The organism is Acetobacter oryzifermentans (genome assembly GCF_001628715.1).
Taxonomy (GTDB): domain Bacteria; phylum Pseudomonadota; class Alphaproteobacteria; order Acetobacterales; family Acetobacteraceae; genus Acetobacter; species Acetobacter oryzifermentans.
This window is the reverse complement of sequence record NZ_CP011120.1, coordinates 2291053-2307620: the sequence shown is the minus strand read 5'-3', so window position 1 is coordinate 2307620 and position 16568 is coordinate 2291053. Positions and strand designations below refer to the sequence as shown.

At 48.9% G+C, this 16568-nt stretch carries 13 protein-coding genes; 4 read left to right on the top strand and 9 right to left on the bottom strand.

The window, feature by feature from the left end:
• Nucleotides 1-3: 3 nt before the first annotated feature.
• The 4 genes from WG31_RS10875 to WG31_RS10860 all read right to left on the bottom strand — a co-directional run bounded on the left by WG31_RS10875 (nt 4) and on the right by WG31_RS10860 (nt 4746).
• A complete protein-coding gene (locus WG31_RS10875; protein WP_209439346.1) occupies nt 4-996 on the bottom strand; it encodes a hypothetical protein in 993 nt (330 codons plus the stop codon).
• Nucleotides 996-2486 (bottom strand): amino acid permease, encoded by a 1491-nt coding sequence (locus WG31_RS10870; RefSeq protein ID WP_408736577.1) that lies wholly within the window; start codon nt 2484-2486, stop codon nt 996-998. The genes WG31_RS10875 and WG31_RS10870 overlap by 1 nt, the downstream gene beginning before the upstream one ends.
• Nucleotides 2487-2918: 432 nt before the next feature.
• On the bottom strand, nt 2919-3713 hold the full coding sequence (locus tag WG31_RS10865; RefSeq protein WP_063354528.1) for a family 1 encapsulin nanocompartment shell protein: 795 nt from the start codon (nt 3711-3713) through the stop codon (nt 2919-2921).
• 1 nt (nt 3714) lies between these two features.
• Complete coding sequence (locus WG31_RS10860) at nt 3715-4746, bottom strand: Dyp-type peroxidase (protein ID WP_035353389.1); 1032 nt, start codon at nt 4744-4746, stop codon at nt 3715-3717.
• 92 nt (nt 4747-4838) lie between these two features.
• Here WG31_RS10860 and WG31_RS10855 point away from each other — a divergent pair.
• From WG31_RS10855 to cydB, 3 genes are all read left to right on the top strand, one after another.
• Nucleotides 4839-5635 (top strand): IS5 family transposase gene (locus WG31_RS10855; RefSeq protein WP_197051022.1). Its coding sequence is split into 2 segments (ribosomal slippage): nt 4839-5178 and nt 5178-5635, totalling 798 coding nucleotides; the frame shifts between segments, so codons are not numbered across the junction.
• A gap of 291 nt (nt 5636-5926) precedes the next feature.
• Nucleotides 5927-7360, top strand: coding sequence for a cytochrome ubiquinol oxidase subunit I (locus WG31_RS10850; RefSeq protein ID WP_063354527.1), 1434 nt, complete (start codon nt 5927-5929; stop codon nt 7358-7360).
• A 5-nt stretch (nt 7361-7365) separates the two neighbouring features.
• The gene (gene cydB, locus WG31_RS10845) at nt 7366-8382 is read left to right on the top strand and encodes a cytochrome d ubiquinol oxidase subunit II (RefSeq protein WP_063354526.1); all 1017 of its coding nucleotides are present in this window, start codon (nt 7366-7368) and stop codon (nt 8380-8382) included.
• Nucleotides 8383-8579: 197 nt separating this feature from the next.
• Here cydB and WG31_RS10840 read toward each other — a convergent pair whose 3' ends face one another.
• Nucleotides 8580-8912, bottom strand: a complete 333-nt coding sequence (locus WG31_RS10840) for a hypothetical protein (protein WP_063354525.1) — start codon at nt 8910-8912, stop codon at nt 8580-8582.
• Nucleotides 8913-9261: 349 nt separating this feature from the next.
• Here WG31_RS10840 and proP point away from each other — a divergent pair, with 349 nt between their 5' ends.
• A complete protein-coding gene (gene proP / locus WG31_RS10835; protein ID WP_035353333.1) occupies nt 9262-10722 on the top strand; it encodes a glycine betaine/L-proline transporter ProP in 1461 nt (486 codons plus the stop codon).
• Between the two features lie 68 nt (nt 10723-10790).
• Here proP and WG31_RS10830 read toward each other — a convergent pair whose 3' ends face one another.
• From WG31_RS10830 to WG31_RS10815, 4 genes are all read right to left on the bottom strand, one after another.
• Nucleotides 10791-11537: a lysophospholipid acyltransferase family protein gene (locus WG31_RS10830; RefSeq protein WP_063354524.1), complete on the bottom strand. Its 747-nt coding sequence runs from the start codon at nt 11535-11537 to the stop codon at nt 10791-10793.
• Nucleotides 11538-11635: 98 nt separating this feature from the next.
• The gene (locus WG31_RS10825) at nt 11636-12256 is read right to left on the bottom strand and encodes an SCO family protein (protein WP_006115926.1); all 621 of its coding nucleotides are present in this window, start codon (nt 12254-12256) and stop codon (nt 11636-11638) included.
• Nucleotides 12257-12260: 4 nt separating this feature from the next.
• Nucleotides 12261-15065: a DNA polymerase I gene (polA, locus tag WG31_RS10820; protein WP_063354523.1), complete on the bottom strand. Its 2805-nt coding sequence runs from the start codon at nt 15063-15065 to the stop codon at nt 12261-12263.
• A gap of 188 nt (nt 15066-15253) precedes the next feature.
• The gene (locus WG31_RS10815; protein WP_035353342.1) at nt 15254-16354 is read right to left on the bottom strand and encodes a branched-chain amino acid aminotransferase; all 1101 of its coding nucleotides are present in this window, start codon (nt 16352-16354) and stop codon (nt 15254-15256) included.
• Between the last annotated feature and the right edge of the window lie 214 nt (nt 16355-16568).

Below are 16568 nucleotides of genomic sequence, written 5' to 3'. Positions count from 1 at the left end.
TAATTAGTATAATGCGTTAAAGGCAAATTGTGGTGATACAATGCGGGATGTGTTATGTCCCGCATAATACACGGAAACACCAGCAATAACGCCATAATTAGGTGTCCAGTTGTATTCTAGTGCTGGGGCAACCTGCCAATCTCCCGAACCGGAACTCAGTTCATCTACTTTCAAACCAGAAGCATAATGGCCTTTTAGGCGGGTGCCATTAGCCCAATCTCGTGCCACGTCAATTGCAAAAACCCATCGCTGTGTAATGCCATATTCCAAGGAAAATCCTGCTTCACCATACATGCCGGGCTGTCCATGGCCGCGAAAACCGCGTGTGGTACCATAACTGGTAACATCTCTTAGATGAGCAGAATTAAGAGCGCGCCGGAAGGTTGCCCATAGCCGTAACCGCAACTCATGGTTATTGGGCATGGTGTATGTGGATTGTTCAGTTAATGTTGCGCGATATGTGTAAACGCCGCTGCCAACGCCATCCTGTGAGCGTCCGAGGTGAGAGTAATCACCTGTAGGAAAGGAAACGCCGGTAATAAGGTTGAGTGTGGGAATAAACCGTTTGGGATCTGCCGTAAGATAGCGCCACATGAGATCAACTGGCACATCTCCAATTTTCAGGCCGCTACTGGTTGTATCTCCATGCTTCCACCGGTAGCTGATAGCTGGCGTGGTCTGAATGCTCAGGTAATCCGTTAAGGCGTACCGATAAATGGTAAAGCTGGTAACCGATTGCTGACGCGGGGAGGACATGGGCACATTGTTATTGTGCGGACCGATCATACCTGAAGGTACAGAGTAGTACATATAGGGTTCTAAAAGAAACATGCCCTGTTTAGAGAGGGGGCCTGAAGGAGAAACCAGAGAGCCAGTGTACCATTGATCGGCTGCGCATGCGCTTTGGGAATATGTGCTTACAGTGATGGCAGATAGGGCAAGGGGCAGAAGAAAACGCAGAGATTTATCAGAAAAATATCTGAAAATAGTGCTCATCAAATGTGCTCCTTGGAAACTTGATTGTTTTCCGCACATGGAAAGCCTGCATCATCGGTAAGTTCCACAGAGGAGAGTGTTTGTGGAACAATATTCTGTGGTTTCTGGTCGGAGGTCTTCCACCCAATAATCAGCACAAGAGCCAATAATGGAATGGCAGCGATAGACATGGTGCCGGTTGGGTAATCCAGTGCCATCAGCAGTAAAATGCAAAGGAAAAACACAATACTTAACCAAGATGTAAAAGGGGCACCGGGCATTGCAAAACCCGTAGGGGCAATACGACCTGCCTTAATGGCCTGACGTAATTTGATCTGGCATAAGAGAATAAAGCACCATGTGCTGATAATCCCCAGAGATGCCATGTTGATTACGATTTCGAAAATTTGTGATGGCAACAGGTAATTTAATCCAACACCAACCAGATAAATGGCAACAGTTGTGAGAATGGCTGCTGCTGGAACAGATTGTTTGTTCATATATGATAGGTAACGTGGTGCGGAACCGTTAAGTGCCAGAGCCCGAAGTACTCTGCCTGTGGAATAGAGGCCTGAGTTTAGACTGGAGAGTGCTGCGGTGAGCACCACAATGTTCATAACGGAATCCATCCCCGGAATACCGAGTTTGGAAAAAAATGTAACAAATGGGCTAATGCCTGCCTGATAAGAGGACCATGGCAGAAGCAGCACAAGGAGAGTAACAGTGCCAACGTAAAAAATAATGATCCGCCAGATAACATTGTTAATGGCAGATGGCAGGATTTCGCGTACATTCTGGCATTCACCAGCGGCAGTGCCAATCATCTCAATGCCGAAATAGGCAAATACAACGCCTTGCATCAGGGCGAGTGCAGGAAGTGCCCCATGAGGGAACAGGCCTCCATGCTCAGTAATCAACTGTAGGCCAGTCGTATGTCCATCAATCGGAACGCGCAGGCCTAAAATAGCACTTCCAACAACAAGAAAAATTAAAAGTGCTGCAACTTTAATAAGCGAGAACCAGAATTCCATCTCGCCAAACCATTTTACACCAATCAGATTCATTGATGTAATAACCATAAGGGCCATAAACGCCATAACCCATTGCGGAACAGCAGCAAATACACCCCAGAAATGCATGTAAAGGGCTATGGCAGTAATATCGACAATACCTGTCATGGCCCAACTAAAGAATGAAAGCGCACCTGCGACATAAGAAGCACGAGGCCCTAGAAATTCCAGCGCATAGGAAACAAAACTACCGCTGGTAGGCCGGTACATAACCAATTCCCCTAGTGCTCTGAGCATGAGGAAGGAAAAAATACCGCAAACTAGGTAAACTATTGCAAGAGAAGGCCCTACAGCTTGAAGCCTGCTTCCCGCACCCAGAAAAAGACCAGTTCCAATAGCGCCTCCGATAGAGATCATTTGGATCTGACGTTTGCCTAAAGCTTGTTTGTATCCTTCTGAAGTCTGTTGAAGAGGGTGGGATGAAGAAGTTTTTGTGTCCAAAATTTCTATCTCCATGACAACAGACAGTGCGAAATCTGCAATATATTTTATGGAACGCACCTTGTTTCGATAATGCAATAACAGTAATCGCAGGATCAGGGAAGTCATTGCAGAATCGAAATACCATAGAGTTAATGTATAAAATGTTTCACAAAAATAAACTTTATATGTATTATTTAAATATAAATTGACTTTATAGGTGAGTATTATCGAATTTACTTAAATTAAAATGCAAACCACAAAGTAAAAATTTTTTTATATATTATATAGTAAAGTTGAGAATATATTATAATATCTTAATCAAGATTTGTTTTTTCTGAATACGAATAAATAGTTAATTTATAAAAGCCGATAAATACTGATATTTATTAGGCGTTTAAGTGAGGTGTCGTTACCATTCTATTGTAAATGGCACGACACCTCATCAAAAAGTTACTCGATGCAGACAGTTGCTTCGCTTGTAAGCACGCGGAAAGTAAAGCTTTCCTGAAGATACAGCTCAACGGTTTCTGCCGTATGGCTTAGATAACCGATGGAAAAGTCCTGCCCGATATCAAGCTGCAAATCTCCACCGCGCTTGGAGATAACAAAAGCACCTTCAATAGCCGGAGCCCAGATGGGTTCACCTTCAATCAGGCTCTCAATATGTTTGAGAACAGGGTAGCCAACATCATCTCCACCGCTTACAGCCTGATAGGCTTTGGTGCCGAGAACAAGAGAATAGGGGCCATTCACGCCAGCAAGACGCAAGGTATCCAATGCAGCAGTAATGGCATGCGGATAATCTTTTGCAGAAGCTGGCAGCTTTGTATGTGGGTTAGATGATCCCTGCCGAATGCCTGTAATTCCGGCAGCAGCATAGCCATCAAAAATGGCACGATCCTCTGCGAAAGCAATTTTCTGGGCAGCATCCTTAACGGGCTGCCAATCAGAATCCAGAGAGCCACGTTCTACAGCATCAATTTCTTCGCGCGATAAGGTAAAGGGAACCCGCAGTTCCACAAGGGGAAGCACTTCGCGCTGTACGGCCTGTATGCCATCGCTTAGGGAGCTGATTTGTTTATTGCGGCCAGTACCAACGCTGGAAAATGCTGTGCCTTTTGGTTCTGGTGTGTCAACCACGCGCCGTCCGGCCAGATTGCGGCAGATTGTGCGAGAAGCTTCCTGTTCAATTTCGGCCCAGGCAGCGTGGGAAATGGGTGCAAGATGTTTATGCAGGTTGTTCATTTCAGGCGTCCTTATTGTTTAATGATCCAATTCCAAGGGAACCGTGAAGAGGTTTTGTGTTTTGAGAAGCAGATGCAGGTTCTGGAGATGCCTGAATATTTTCTGTGCTCATGTTGGGAGCATCGTCAAGGAAGTCACTCGTGGGAATGAAGAAAAGTGACCCGGTTACCGCTGTGCTTACATCCAGAATTCTATCGTAATTGCCAGGAGGCTTGCCGATAAACATATTTTGTAACATCTGCTCTGTGCGTGCAGGAGAACGTGCATAGCCAATAAAGTATGTGCCAAACTCTCCTTTACCCACTTCTCCAAAAGGCATGTTGTCACGTACAATCTGAAGTTGCTGTCCGTTTTCTTCAATGTTTGTAAGAACATTGTGCGCGTAGCTGGGCTTGGCTGCTTCGGGCAACTCTATGTCGGATACTTTTTTGCGGCCAATGATGTGTTCCTGAACTTCAGTTGGGATGGCATTCCATTTTTTAAGATCATGCAGGTATTTCTGCACAATAACGTAACTACCACCCGTAAAAGATGGATCTTCATCTCCAATAACTGTTGCCGCAAACGCCGCTTGTCCTGTTGGATTTTCGGTGCCATCAACAAAACCGAGCAGATCTCGTGCATCAAAATATTTAAAACCGTGCACTTCATCTACAACTGTTGCAGCACCTTCCAAGCGGGAAGTTAGGGCTGTTGCCATCTCAAAGCATAAATCCATACGCGTGGCACGGATATGGAACAGAAGATCTCCCGGTGTTGAGGGGGCATGGTGCACGCCGTTAATTTCCTGAAAGGGGTGGAGTTCCTTTGGGCGAGGAGCCCCAAAAAGCAGATCCCATGCGTTTGATCCAATACCGGTAATACAACTTAATTTGCCATCTGGAATACGAAACCCGACACCTCGCACAAGTGACGAAATATCGCCAAGGAGATCTAAAACCTGAGTGCGAACTGTAGGGGCATCATTCAGGGTCATCACAAGGAAAAGGGCTGATTGTGTTAATTTCGTATCAACTGGCTGCGGTGTAACCACTGTGAGGGAACTCCTGAATGCATAACGCGTTATATAATCACGACTGATGCCTAGGGCCTGTTAGATCTTGAATTTCTTCCCATATTGTAGGGATGGAAGAAGGAGACAGAACAGGCACCTTTACGGACGAGACATGGGCGATCTGGGAACCTCTGATTGAGGAGGTTCGCCCGAGGGGCAAGACGCCGCCACATGATCTGCGGCGGACGATAGCAGCGATTTTCTGGCGTCATGAGAATGGCGCGAAATGGCGGAGTATCCCCGCTGAACTGGGTCCGTGGTGGCGGGCTGCGCAGCTTTTCATCCGCTGGGCGAAGCTCGGCGTATGGGAGCGGCTGCTCGCACTGGTTCAGGAACAACAGGGAGTGGCATTCGGAATGACTTTTCTGGATGGCACAAACATCAGGGCTCACCACAAAGCGGCGGGAGCCCAAAAAAAGGGGCCTCTTTCGAAGAGCGAGACCATCGTGAAGCACTTGGCCGCTCTCGCGGTGGCTATGGCACAAAAGTCTGCGTGATCGCTGATGGACATGGAAAAGCCTTCGGTTTTGCGCTGGCCCCTGGACAGGCTCATGAACTGCCTCTGGCACCAGCCATGCTCGACAGCCTTCCCGCCACTCCCCTGTGGGTAGTAGCGGACAAGGGCTACGCGTCGAACGCCATGCGTGAACGGATATGGGACATGGGAGCACGGCCAGCCATTCCTGCGAAACGACGCGATGGCCCGGTCGCCTGCCCCAAATGGGCCTATCGGTGTCGGCATCTCGTTGAGAACCTCTGGGCTCGCCTCAAGGAGTGGCGCGCTGTCGCAACCAGATATGAAAAAACAGCAACGTCGTTCCTCGCGGTCATCCACATCGCTGCCGCAGCAGACTGGATCAAGCTCTAACAGGCCCTAGCATAGGCAGATGAGTATTTGAGGCAAGATGGAAGGTGGTATCAAATAAACGCATCCATCGGATAATAAATTTTCATGATAAGTATCTTTTATCATAAGATAAACAAAAGGTCTTGGACGAACATTTTCTGTTGATTTATTTTAAATACCAAATCATGGAGGTGTTGTTTCCGGTGCATAATGCGTAATTATAGCATTTATGGCGTATAGATAGAATTTTTGTTGCTATCCAATGTCAATTTTCGGTCAAAATACCACTAATTATAAGTTTGGAAAGAACCTATGCAACCTGCGCATGATATTGCGCTTCTTTTGGCGCGCTTCCAGTTTGCCTTTACTGTAGGTGTTCATATCATCTTTCCGGCCTTTTCAATCGGGCTGGCAGCTTACTTGGCTGTATTGGAAGGATGCTGGTTGAAAACCGGACGTTCTGTTTTTCTTGATCTGTATCGATACTGGATTAAGGTATTTTCGATCGTTTTTGGTATGGGTGTCGTGTCCGGTCTGGTGATGTCGTATGAATTCGGCACGAACTGGTCGGTTTTTTCTCAAAAGGCAGGCCCCATTACCGGGGTCCTTTTGTCTTATGAAGTGATGACAGCATTTTTTCTTGAAGCCGGATTTCTAGGCATCATGCTGTTCGGCATGAACAAGGTGGGGCGTAAACTGCACTTTGCCGCCACATGCTGCGTATCTATAGGCACTTTAATTTCCATGACGTGGATTCTTTCTTCCAACTCATGGATGCAAACGCCACGTGGCTATATGATAGACCCCGCAACTGGGCGTTTTTTGCCAGCAGATTGGCTGGCTATTATTTTTAATCCGTCCTTCCCTTTCCGGCTGGTACATATGGGGTTGGCAGCCTTTTTGTCTGTTGCCTTTATTGTTGGCGCAACAGGTGCGTGGCACATGCTTAAGGCACGGCGTGAAGGAAAAGCGGCCACGGCTCCAGTGCGCACCATGTTTTCCATGGCCATGTGGATGGCAGCTATTGTGGCCCCGCTACAGATTATGGCGGGTGACGCGCATGGCCTGAATACCCTGAAATATCAGCCAGCAAAAATTGCAGCTATGGAAGGGGATTGGGATTCCACGTCCCGCGCGCCAGAGCTTTTGTTTGGCATCCCCAACATGAAAACCGAGCACACGGATTATGCAGTAAGAGTTCCGCTGCTGGGTTCCCTGATTTTAACACATAGTCTGGAAGGTAAAGTGCCGGGGCTAAAAGACTTCCCGCGCGATCAACGTCCACCTTCACAGGTTATTTTCTTTTCCTTTCGTATCATGGTTGCGCTTGGTGTGCTCATGATGCTGGTTGGCTTTTGGTCTCTGTGGCTGCGGCGCACACGCACCTTGTTTACAAATGCTGTGTTTCATCGTGTTGCGGTGTGTATGGCTCCGGCTGGTTTTCTGGCCCTGCTCTGCGGTTGGGTTACCACGGAAGTGGGGCGGCAGCCTTGGACTGTTTATGGTCTTTTAAGAACATCACAGAGCGTTTCACCAATTATGCTGCCAAGTATGGCTGTAACAATGACAGCTTTTGTTGTGGTGTATGTCATTGTGTTTGGGTCTGGCATTGGCATTTTGGTGCGCCAATTAGGGCATGAGCCGCAAGAGGGAGAGCCAGAAGCAAGTTCCGCAAATGCATCCGATATTTTGGCAGAACGCATGCATCCGGAAGTTATTGAATCTTCTTCTGGTAAAGGAGCTTGAGCACAATGGATCTTACATATTGGCTCCCGGTTATATGGGCCGTTATCTTGGTGGCGGCTATTTCGATCTACGTCATTCTGGATGGTTTTGATCTTGGTATTGGTATGCTGTTTGCATTGGAGCGGGACCCAGGCCGCCGGAATGTAATGGTCAGCACCATTGCGCCGGTATGGGATGGTAATGAAACATGGATGGTACTTGGTGGGGCTGTGCTTTACGGCGTATTTCCCGGGGCGTATGGCACGCTTCTGCCAGCATTTTACCTCCCGATCATTCTTATGTTGTTGGCGCTGATTTTTCGTGGTGTGGCATTTGAATTCCGGGTCATGACGCATGGCACAGGCCGTGAGACATTGTGGAATGTTGGTTTCATGCTTGGGTCTGGTATTGCGGCGTTCTGTCAGGGTGCCATTCTTGGAGGTGTTGTTCAGGGCGTAAAAGTTGTTGATGGAGCTTTTGCCGGAAGCGCGTTTGATTGGCTGACGCCGTTTAGTATTCTATGCGGTATAGCCGTGATGTGTGGTTATGCCCTGTTGGGGGCAACTTGGCTGATCTGGCGCACTACCGGAGTGCTGGAAGCTTCTTGCCGCCGTTGGGCCAGTAAATTGGCCATAGGGCTGTTTCTGGGGATTATTGCAGTAAGTCTTTGGACACCACTTTTGCATGCACCTTATTTACGCCGTTGGACAGATTGGCCAAATGTCGTTCTCGTTCTTCCTGTGCCAATTCTTGTAGCTGTGTTGGGGGGGCTGTTTGTACGTGGTTTGCGGCATGAGCATTCCAAGGGTCCATTTTTATGTGCTCTGGGCTGGTTCTTTTTATGCCTTTCTGGTTTGGGGATTACGGTTTGGCCTTATATTGTTCCGCCGGGTCTGACGCTTTGGGATGTGTCCGCTCCCCCAAGTAGCCAATTGTTCCAGCTTGTTGGCACAGTTATTCTGCTGCCAATTATCCTAACCTACACAATTTATTCCTATCGTGTGTTTCGCGGAAAGGTAACGGAAACAGATGGCTATCACTAAAATTGTTCAGGGAAATGGAGATGGTGCCCCAAAAAATATTGGGGCACGGATTGGATGGTTTGTAGCGATCTGGACACTGAGCACCATAGTATTTGTTGCTGGGGCTTCTTTGTTACACTTGATAATACCGAAATAAATTAGGCTTTAATTTCCCCTATTTTAAATTACAAATAGGGGAATATCTTAACGAGTGTATTTTATTTTGAGATAGCAGTATTTTCTCTTTGTTGTTTTACAGGATTATTTTTGTCTGTTTTAGAAAAATCTTCAGCATTTTCTAATTGATTGCGTGGTGTGCTTTTAAAAGGCGGGATTTTTTGCCCAGGAAAGTAGTAAGGCCCCCGGTAATTTTGATCGAGCTGAGCGTTATTAAGCTTGTCGACCATATTATTACCCGTTCCATCAGAATAAATGGAAGATTGCGGCATGGGGGTAGGCTTCTGCAGTTTAGGAGCGCTATGCGCCAAAGCTGGCAGTATCAGGCATCCCAAAGCCATTCCAGTATATATGATTTGGTTTATGCGTGACATGAGGGCTTTCTCTTTGCTGAGTATAGGCAGGTGAGAGATGATGGGCCTATCAAAACAGAAGCCTTCTTATAACCACTCATGACTATGAGATGTTCCTCTGGGAGCGCAAAATTTTTTCATTCAAAAATGCAACCTTCGTATTGGTATTTCGTCTCTGATCTATCGGTTTGTTTTATATAATCTGGATTTATTTGGGTAATTTAAAGTATTGATTTTAAATATATAAATGAATATATCGTATGGAATATCATAAAATAGTATAACTTAGAAAAATATTGAATAAATTTCTGCATAATGATAATATTTTAGATGCACATTACGTATGAAATAAGAGGTGAGGAAATATTTTATGAAAGATTCTGGAACGGCGCACGCGCATTTTGGTTGGTTTAAGCGCCGTAAACAGATGAAGCCGCAGGACATTACTGTTGTTGATGCCCAGATGTTAAACAAGGCAGTAGGCGCGGCTGCTTTGGGTAATGCCATGGAGTGGTTCGACTTTGGTGTCTATGGCTATATTGCTGTCACACTGGGGCAGGTCTTTTTTCCATCGGATGATGCTGCCTCCCGTCTGATTGCAACTTTTGCTACGTTTACCGTAGCATTTTTGGTGCGGCCTCTTGGCGGTATGGTTTTTGGACCGCTGGGAGATAAGTACGGCCGCCAGAAAGTTCTGGCTTTTACAATGATTGCAATGGCAATCGGCACTTTCTCCATTGGCCTTATCCCGTCTTATGCTCAAATTGGTTTATGGGCGCCTTTGCTATTGTTGCTGGCCCGTTTGGTGCAGGGGTTCTCAACTGGCGGTGAATATGCCGGGGCAGCCACCTTTATTGCGGAATATTCGACCGATAAAAATCGGGGGCTTATGGGGAGTTGGCTGGAGTTTGGTACTCTGGCTGGTTATGTGGCAGGTGCTGGTATTGTAACAGCTTTGCAGATTGGCCTTAGCCATACGGCCATGCTGCAATGGGGATGGCGTATTCCTTTTTTAATTGCAGGCCCACTAGGGCTTTTGGGTGTGTATATGCGCTCCCGGCTAGAAGAAACGCCAGCTTTTCAGGCATACGCCGAACAGGCCGCGCAGCGGGATGATGAAAAGCCCGGTTGGGGTGAACTGCTGCGTGTGCATTGGCGGCAGTTGCTAAAGTGTATGGGTCTTGTTCTGGTATTTAACGTAACCGATTACATGTTGCTGACGTACATTCCCAGCTATTTGACGGTTGCTTTGGGATACGCCGAAAGCAAAGGGCTTTTGCTGATTATCATTGTCATGCTGATGATGATGCCACTGAATGTTATGGGTGGGTATTTAAGCGATAAACTAGGCCGCCGACCAATGATTATTGGGGCCTGTGTTGCCCTTTTGGTTCTCTCTATTCCTTCTGTTCTGCTGTTGCAGAGCGGAAATGATTGGTTGATCTTTTTGGGTTTGATGCTTCTTGGCCTAGCACTTGTTTGTTTTACCAGCAGTATGCCTTCTACTCTGCCAGCACTTTTTTATACCCCGATCAGATATACGGCGCTTTCTATGGCGTTTAACGTATCTGTTTCAATGTTTGGCGGCACAACACCGCTGGTAACAGCATGGCTGGTTGGGCATACGGGTAATTTGCTAATGCCTGCATATTATCTCATGTTTGCAGGGGGTATTGGTATTGTGACAATGCTGACAGTAAAGGAAACCGCCTGTATGCCTTTGCGTGGATCACCACCCGCAGTGGGAAGCGAGGCTGAAGTTAAAAAGATCCTTCAGGGGGATCACCCTATCACAGTGGATTCTACGTTACCGTCTATTCCTCAGGAATAAGGTAAAGTAGGAACACTTCGTAGGATGCAGGCCCAGCATGAAACTCTCATGCTGGGCCTGTTTTGCATTTAAGTTAGATGGTCTTTCAGCCAGTTTTCAACAGTCTCAAGTAATGCGCGCCCACTGGCTTCATCTCTGGTAGGAGCGGGAAAGCACGGGCCAGTTTGTATCTGGTAACGCATGGGGAGGGGCGGCTGTTTTAGAAAAGACCAACCCTGCGAAAGATAGGGTGAATCTGTTTTGATCAAAATGGTCTGCACTGGCAGGCGTGTGCGTTGGGCAATAGCAGCAAAGCCTGGCTGCATGGGGCTGGGTTCTGTTCCTGCGCGGGAGCGCGTGCCCTCAGGAAACAATAGTAATTGATTGCCTTCTTGCAGACGTTCAGAGGCAGGGCCAATGAGCCGCAAAAGACTATCATGCCGGATATAGCCCGCAGTGCGTAATGTACTGCCCAAAGTTGGGCGTTCCCAGATGGAGGCTTTGGTAACGCAAACCAGATGCGGCAAGGCAGAGGCCAGAATAAGGCTATCCAACCGTGAAGGATGGTTGGCAACCAGTATGATGTTGGGAACGTTTTTAAGTGTATTGAGTTCTGTTAGATCACATTTCAAAATATCGGCAGCTTCAAGATAACGCACGGCAAGCCGTGCCATGAAACATAGCCATGCTTGGCCTATTTTGCGGCGTTTTGGCCCTTCTGGCAAAGCGTGCCGAAGAAGGAAAGATCCTGCATCCAGCGCCAGAAAAATAATACCAATAACGGCAAGTGATGCATAAAACCGTAAGCTGGTACCAAGTTTTGAAAACAATGACATGAGAATACAGTACAGCTCTGGCAAGAAGAAAAGACATGCAGAACATATACATGACGCCACGCTATAGAGGGCATGGCGTCATGTATATTTAGAGTAGATTATTCACCGTTCTGAGATTGCATAATACGGCGTAGATCCGCTGCCATATGGGCGCTATCTGCACGGGCATCAACCATTCCCTTATAACGCACCTCCGGCCCCATCACCACAAACTGTGGAGACATCCGCATGGTATATGTCCATTCAGGATCAGGCACCTTTTCGATAGGGGCATGATATTCCTTTGCCAGATCAGCCAAAGCAAAGGGCGCTGCTGTGCCGCTTACAATGCGCGGGCCAATACTTTCACCATATTGGCGCAGGCGCTCTGCATCATCTCTGTCTGGGTCAAGGCTTACAAAAATGATAACAGCATTGTGCCTGCCACCTTCTACCTGATCCAATGCGGCAGACATATTGCGCAGGGCTGGGGCGCAGGCGTCTTCTGCGCAGTGTGTGGCGCCAAACAGAACAAGCATCCAACGGTTACGGAAGGTCTGATCCGTCATGGTGCCAGTTGTGGAATCCATCAGGCGGAAGGAACCTCCCACCTCGTTACCATAAGTGTTTAGTTGCACGCCGTGTTTTAAGGCCAGGTGAGTGGCCGTGTAGCCTCCGGCGGCTGCCAGAGCCAGCACGCCAAAGGTCATGAGGGCTATACGTTTTCCAGCCGGTGTCATGGTCTTAATGTGCCTCCGCCCAATTTTGGCCTATTCCGGTTTCTACAACCAGCGGAACAGCAAGATCTGCTGCTGCTTCCATAACGTTTTTAATAATTTCTGCCACAGCTTCAGCGTCTGATTCATCTGTTTCAAATAACAGTTCATCATGCACCTGCAGGAGCATGCGTGTTGCGCCAAAGCCTGCTTTTTGTAGAGCCAGTGGCAAATGAACCATGGCGCGTTTTATAATATCTGCAGCACCACCTTGTAAGGGAGCATTGATAGCTTGTCGCTCGGCATATTGGCGTCTGGCAGCACTTTTTTCATGAATGCCCGGCACATAGCAGCGGCGGCCAAAAGGTGTGAGAACATAGCCATGGGTACGTGCTTCTTCCCGCATACGTTCCATGTAATCACGAATGCCGGGGTAACGGGCAAAATAGGCATCTATATAAGTGCGCGCTTCACCAGCAGGAATGCCAAGCTGTTTGCCTAGCCCAAAGGCTGAAATGCCGTAAATAATGCCAAAATTAATGGCTTTCGCGCGCCGTCGCGTAAGGGCATCCATACCCTCAAGTGGGATATTGAACACTTCCGATGCCGTGCGGGCGTGAATATCCTGCCCGAGCTGAAAAGCTTCACGCAATGCAGGAATATTGGCAACATCGGCCAGTAGCCGCAGTTCGATTTGCGAATAGTCAGCAGAAATTAGCTTCTTGCCAGATGGCGCAATAAAGGCCTGCCGGATGCGTGTGCCTTCTTCCGTTCGCACTGGAATATTTTGCAGGTTGGGATCAGTCGAAGATAAGCGCCCGGTGGAGGTGATAGCCATTTGGAAAGATGTATGCACGCGGTCATCCCGCCCGGCTTGGCGCAAGAGCGCATCCGTATAAGTGGATTTCAGCTTGGCAAGTTGTCTCCATGCTAAAATACGCGCAGGCAGATCATGCCCTTGGTCGGCTAGATTCTGCAATACAGAGGAATCTGTGCTCCACGCTCCGGCCTTGCCGCGTTTGCCACCCTTCAGGCCCATTTCGTCAAACAGGATTTCCCCCAATTGTTTGGGGGAGCCGATATTGAACTGTCGCCCGGCGGCTTCGTAAATATCGTTTTCCATGCCCTGCATACGGACTTCAAAATCTTTGGAAAGCCGGTCAAGCTCTGTACGATCTATAGCAATGCCAGCTTTTTCCATATCGGCCAGAATAACTGAAAGCGGGCGTTCAATCTGTTCATAAAGTGCCAGTGCCTTGTTGGTGCGCAGCGTGGGGTGCAGCACATACCAGAGGCGCAAGGTTACATCGGCATCTTCAGCCGCATATTTGGTAGCTGTTTCAACAGGAACTTGCGCAAAAGGCACGCGGTTACGGCCTGTGCCGGTCACACTGTCATACGTAATGGGCGTATGGTTTAAATGCAGGTTAGAAAGCTCATCCATCCCTTGCCCATGCAACCCGGCAGACTGGCTGTAAGAGATTAGCATAGTGTCATCAACAGCGGTGATGCTGGAAAGCGGAATGCCCGCATGATCCAGAATGAGCAGATCAAACTTGGCGTTATGGAAGATCTTTAAAACGGCATCATCCTGCAAAAGTGGTGCCAGAAGTTTAAGGGCCGCATCAACTGCAAGTTGTTCACCCGTGGGAGCTTCCAGAGTGCCTTCATGTTTTAATGGCACATAGCAGGCTTTGCCCGGAGCCGTTGCAATAGAAAACCCAACAATATTAGCCGCCAGCGGGTCTAACCCATCTGTTTCTGTATCAACGGCACAGATACCGGCTTCCTGCGCTGTGCTGATCCATTTTTGCAAAGCTTCTGCTGTGCGTACGGTTTCATAGTCATGATATGTCGCAGAAAGCACAGAAGCATCGGTGGTTGGCGCGGCATCAGCAGCAGGCGTGGTGGCTCCGGCAATAGATGCTGCAGCCACTTTTTTTGCTGCACGATGTGCGTGGGCGCCAGAGGGATGCCCAAGCCCCATACGGCTGAGGATGGAACGAAAGCCCATGCGGTCTAGCCAGTCTGCCAGCATTAGCATGTCTGGCTCACGCGTGTTGAGCTCATCCACCGGCACGGGGAGGGGAACATCTGTAGCAAGTGTTACCAATTGCAGAGAAACGCGAGCGGCTTCGGCGTGTTCAATCAGCATGTCACGCCGCTTGGATTTTTTCATTTCCGGCGCGGCATTCAAAACAGCTTCCAGTGTGCCATATTCCTGCACAAGGGCGGCTGCTGTTTTGGGGCCAATACCGGGCACACCGGGAACGTTATCTGTGGGGTCTCCCATCAGGGCCTGCACATCCACTACTTTTGTAGGCGGCACCCCAAATTTGGTTTCCACTTCTGCAGGACCAACAGGTGTTTGCTTGATTGGGTCCAGCATGCAAACGCCATCCCCCACCAACTGCATGAGATCTTTGTCTGAAGAAACAATGGTGCAGGTACCGCCCTGTGCCCGAATGGCTGTTGCGTAGGATGCAATAAGATCGTCTGCTTCCCATCCGGGCAGTTCGATGCCCGGCACATTGAAGGCCTGTGTGGCCTCCCTGATCAGGCTGAACTGGGGGCGCAGGTCTTCAGGCGGTTCGGGCCGGTGTGCTTTATACTGCGGATAAATTTCTGAACGGAATGTCTGGCGGCTGGCATCAAATAACACAGCCAGATGGGTGCCTACATGGTCTTTAAGCAAACGAGCCAGCATGGTGGTAAAGCCGTAAACGGCATTTACGGGCACACCTTCTGGGCTGGTCATGGGCGGGAGGGCATGAAAGGCGCGGAAAATAAAGCCGCTGCCATCTACCAGAACCAGATGGGGTGTTTCTGTCATACTGATGCAAACCGTGTAAGCGGAAGGGAAGGCAGAAAGAAAGCCATAGGGTTTGGATATGCCCCTTGGGTTTTGATGTCCAGCACTGGGCACCTGGCTTTCTGGAGGGTGTTAAGGCCCGTAACAGACAAATACCCCGGCGAAGGCCGGGGTATAGGGAGTATGTTTACAGGAAAGGCACCTGCAAGTTAGCCAATTTTTTTAACCCAGCCATGCGGGTCTGCTGCGCGGCCAAACTGGATATCGCACAAAGCTTTACGTAGGCTGCTGGTGACCTCACCTGTCTGGCCGTTACCAATGGTGCAGCCGCCTTCTGTGCTTTTAAAGGTGCCAATGGGTGTCACAACAGCGGCTGTGCCACAGGCAAACACTTCTTTCAGCTTGCCGGAATCGGCATCACCATAAAGCTGATCAATAGCGTAGCGTTCTTCTTTTACTTTAAGACCACGATCACGCGCCAAGGTGAGAAGGGAATCGCGCGTAATGCCGTGCAGAATGGTGCCGCTATCCAGCGGAGGTGTTTGCAGGGTGCCATCTTCAAACACCATCATTACGTTCATGCCACCCATTTCTTCCAGCCAGCGGCGTTCCTGCGCATCAAGGAACAGAACCTGATGGCAGCCATGTTCCTTGCCTTCCATCTGGGCCGTTAGGCTGGCGGCATAGTTGCCACCACACTTGGCCGTACCTGTTCCCCCGCGGGAGGCACGAACAGTGCGTTCTTCCACCCATACAGAAACCGGGCCGGCATCCTTGGAGAAATATTCACCCGCGGCACAGGCAATCACAATAAACTTGAATTCAGATGCCGGTTTCACGCCCAACGCGGCTTCTGTGGCAATCATGAAGGGGCGGATATACAGTGTGCCGACTTCTGGCTTGGGCACCCAGTCCTTATCCAGTTTTACAAGCTGGGTGACTGCTTCCAGAAAAAGTTCTTCAGGCACCTGCGCCATAGCCATACGTTCGGCAGAATGGCGGAAGCGGCGGGCATTTGCATCTGGGCGAAAAAGCTGCACGCTGCCATCTGGAGTGCGATAGGCCTTCATGCCTTCAAAAATTTCCTGCGCGTAGTGCAATACGGATGCCGCAGGGTCCAGCATCAATGGCTGGCGGGGCAGGATTTCAGCAGAATGCCAACCCTTACCTTCCGTATAGGTGACAACAGCCATGTGGTCGGTAAAAACGCGGCCAAAACCCGGATTGGCCAGCATGGCTTCCCGCTCTGCTGCGGGGGTAATGTCTGTTTTGCGGGTAATCTTGAAGGCGGTGTCAGATTCGGTGGTCATGGGTTCTGCTGTCTCCACGGCGCTGGGGTCTGAGCCAGATAGTCTGGCGGCTCCGTTGCCTCGGTTCTTTTTTTGCTATCAGACGTTCTTATATCTTAGGTCTGAGTTGGCAGGCTTGATGGGGCTTTTCCTATCATGTTCATGCTTTATGTGCCAGAGAGCCAGACAGGCATGCCCCGTAGGGCGGTTTTGCATCTGGCGGAATAGGTGGCTG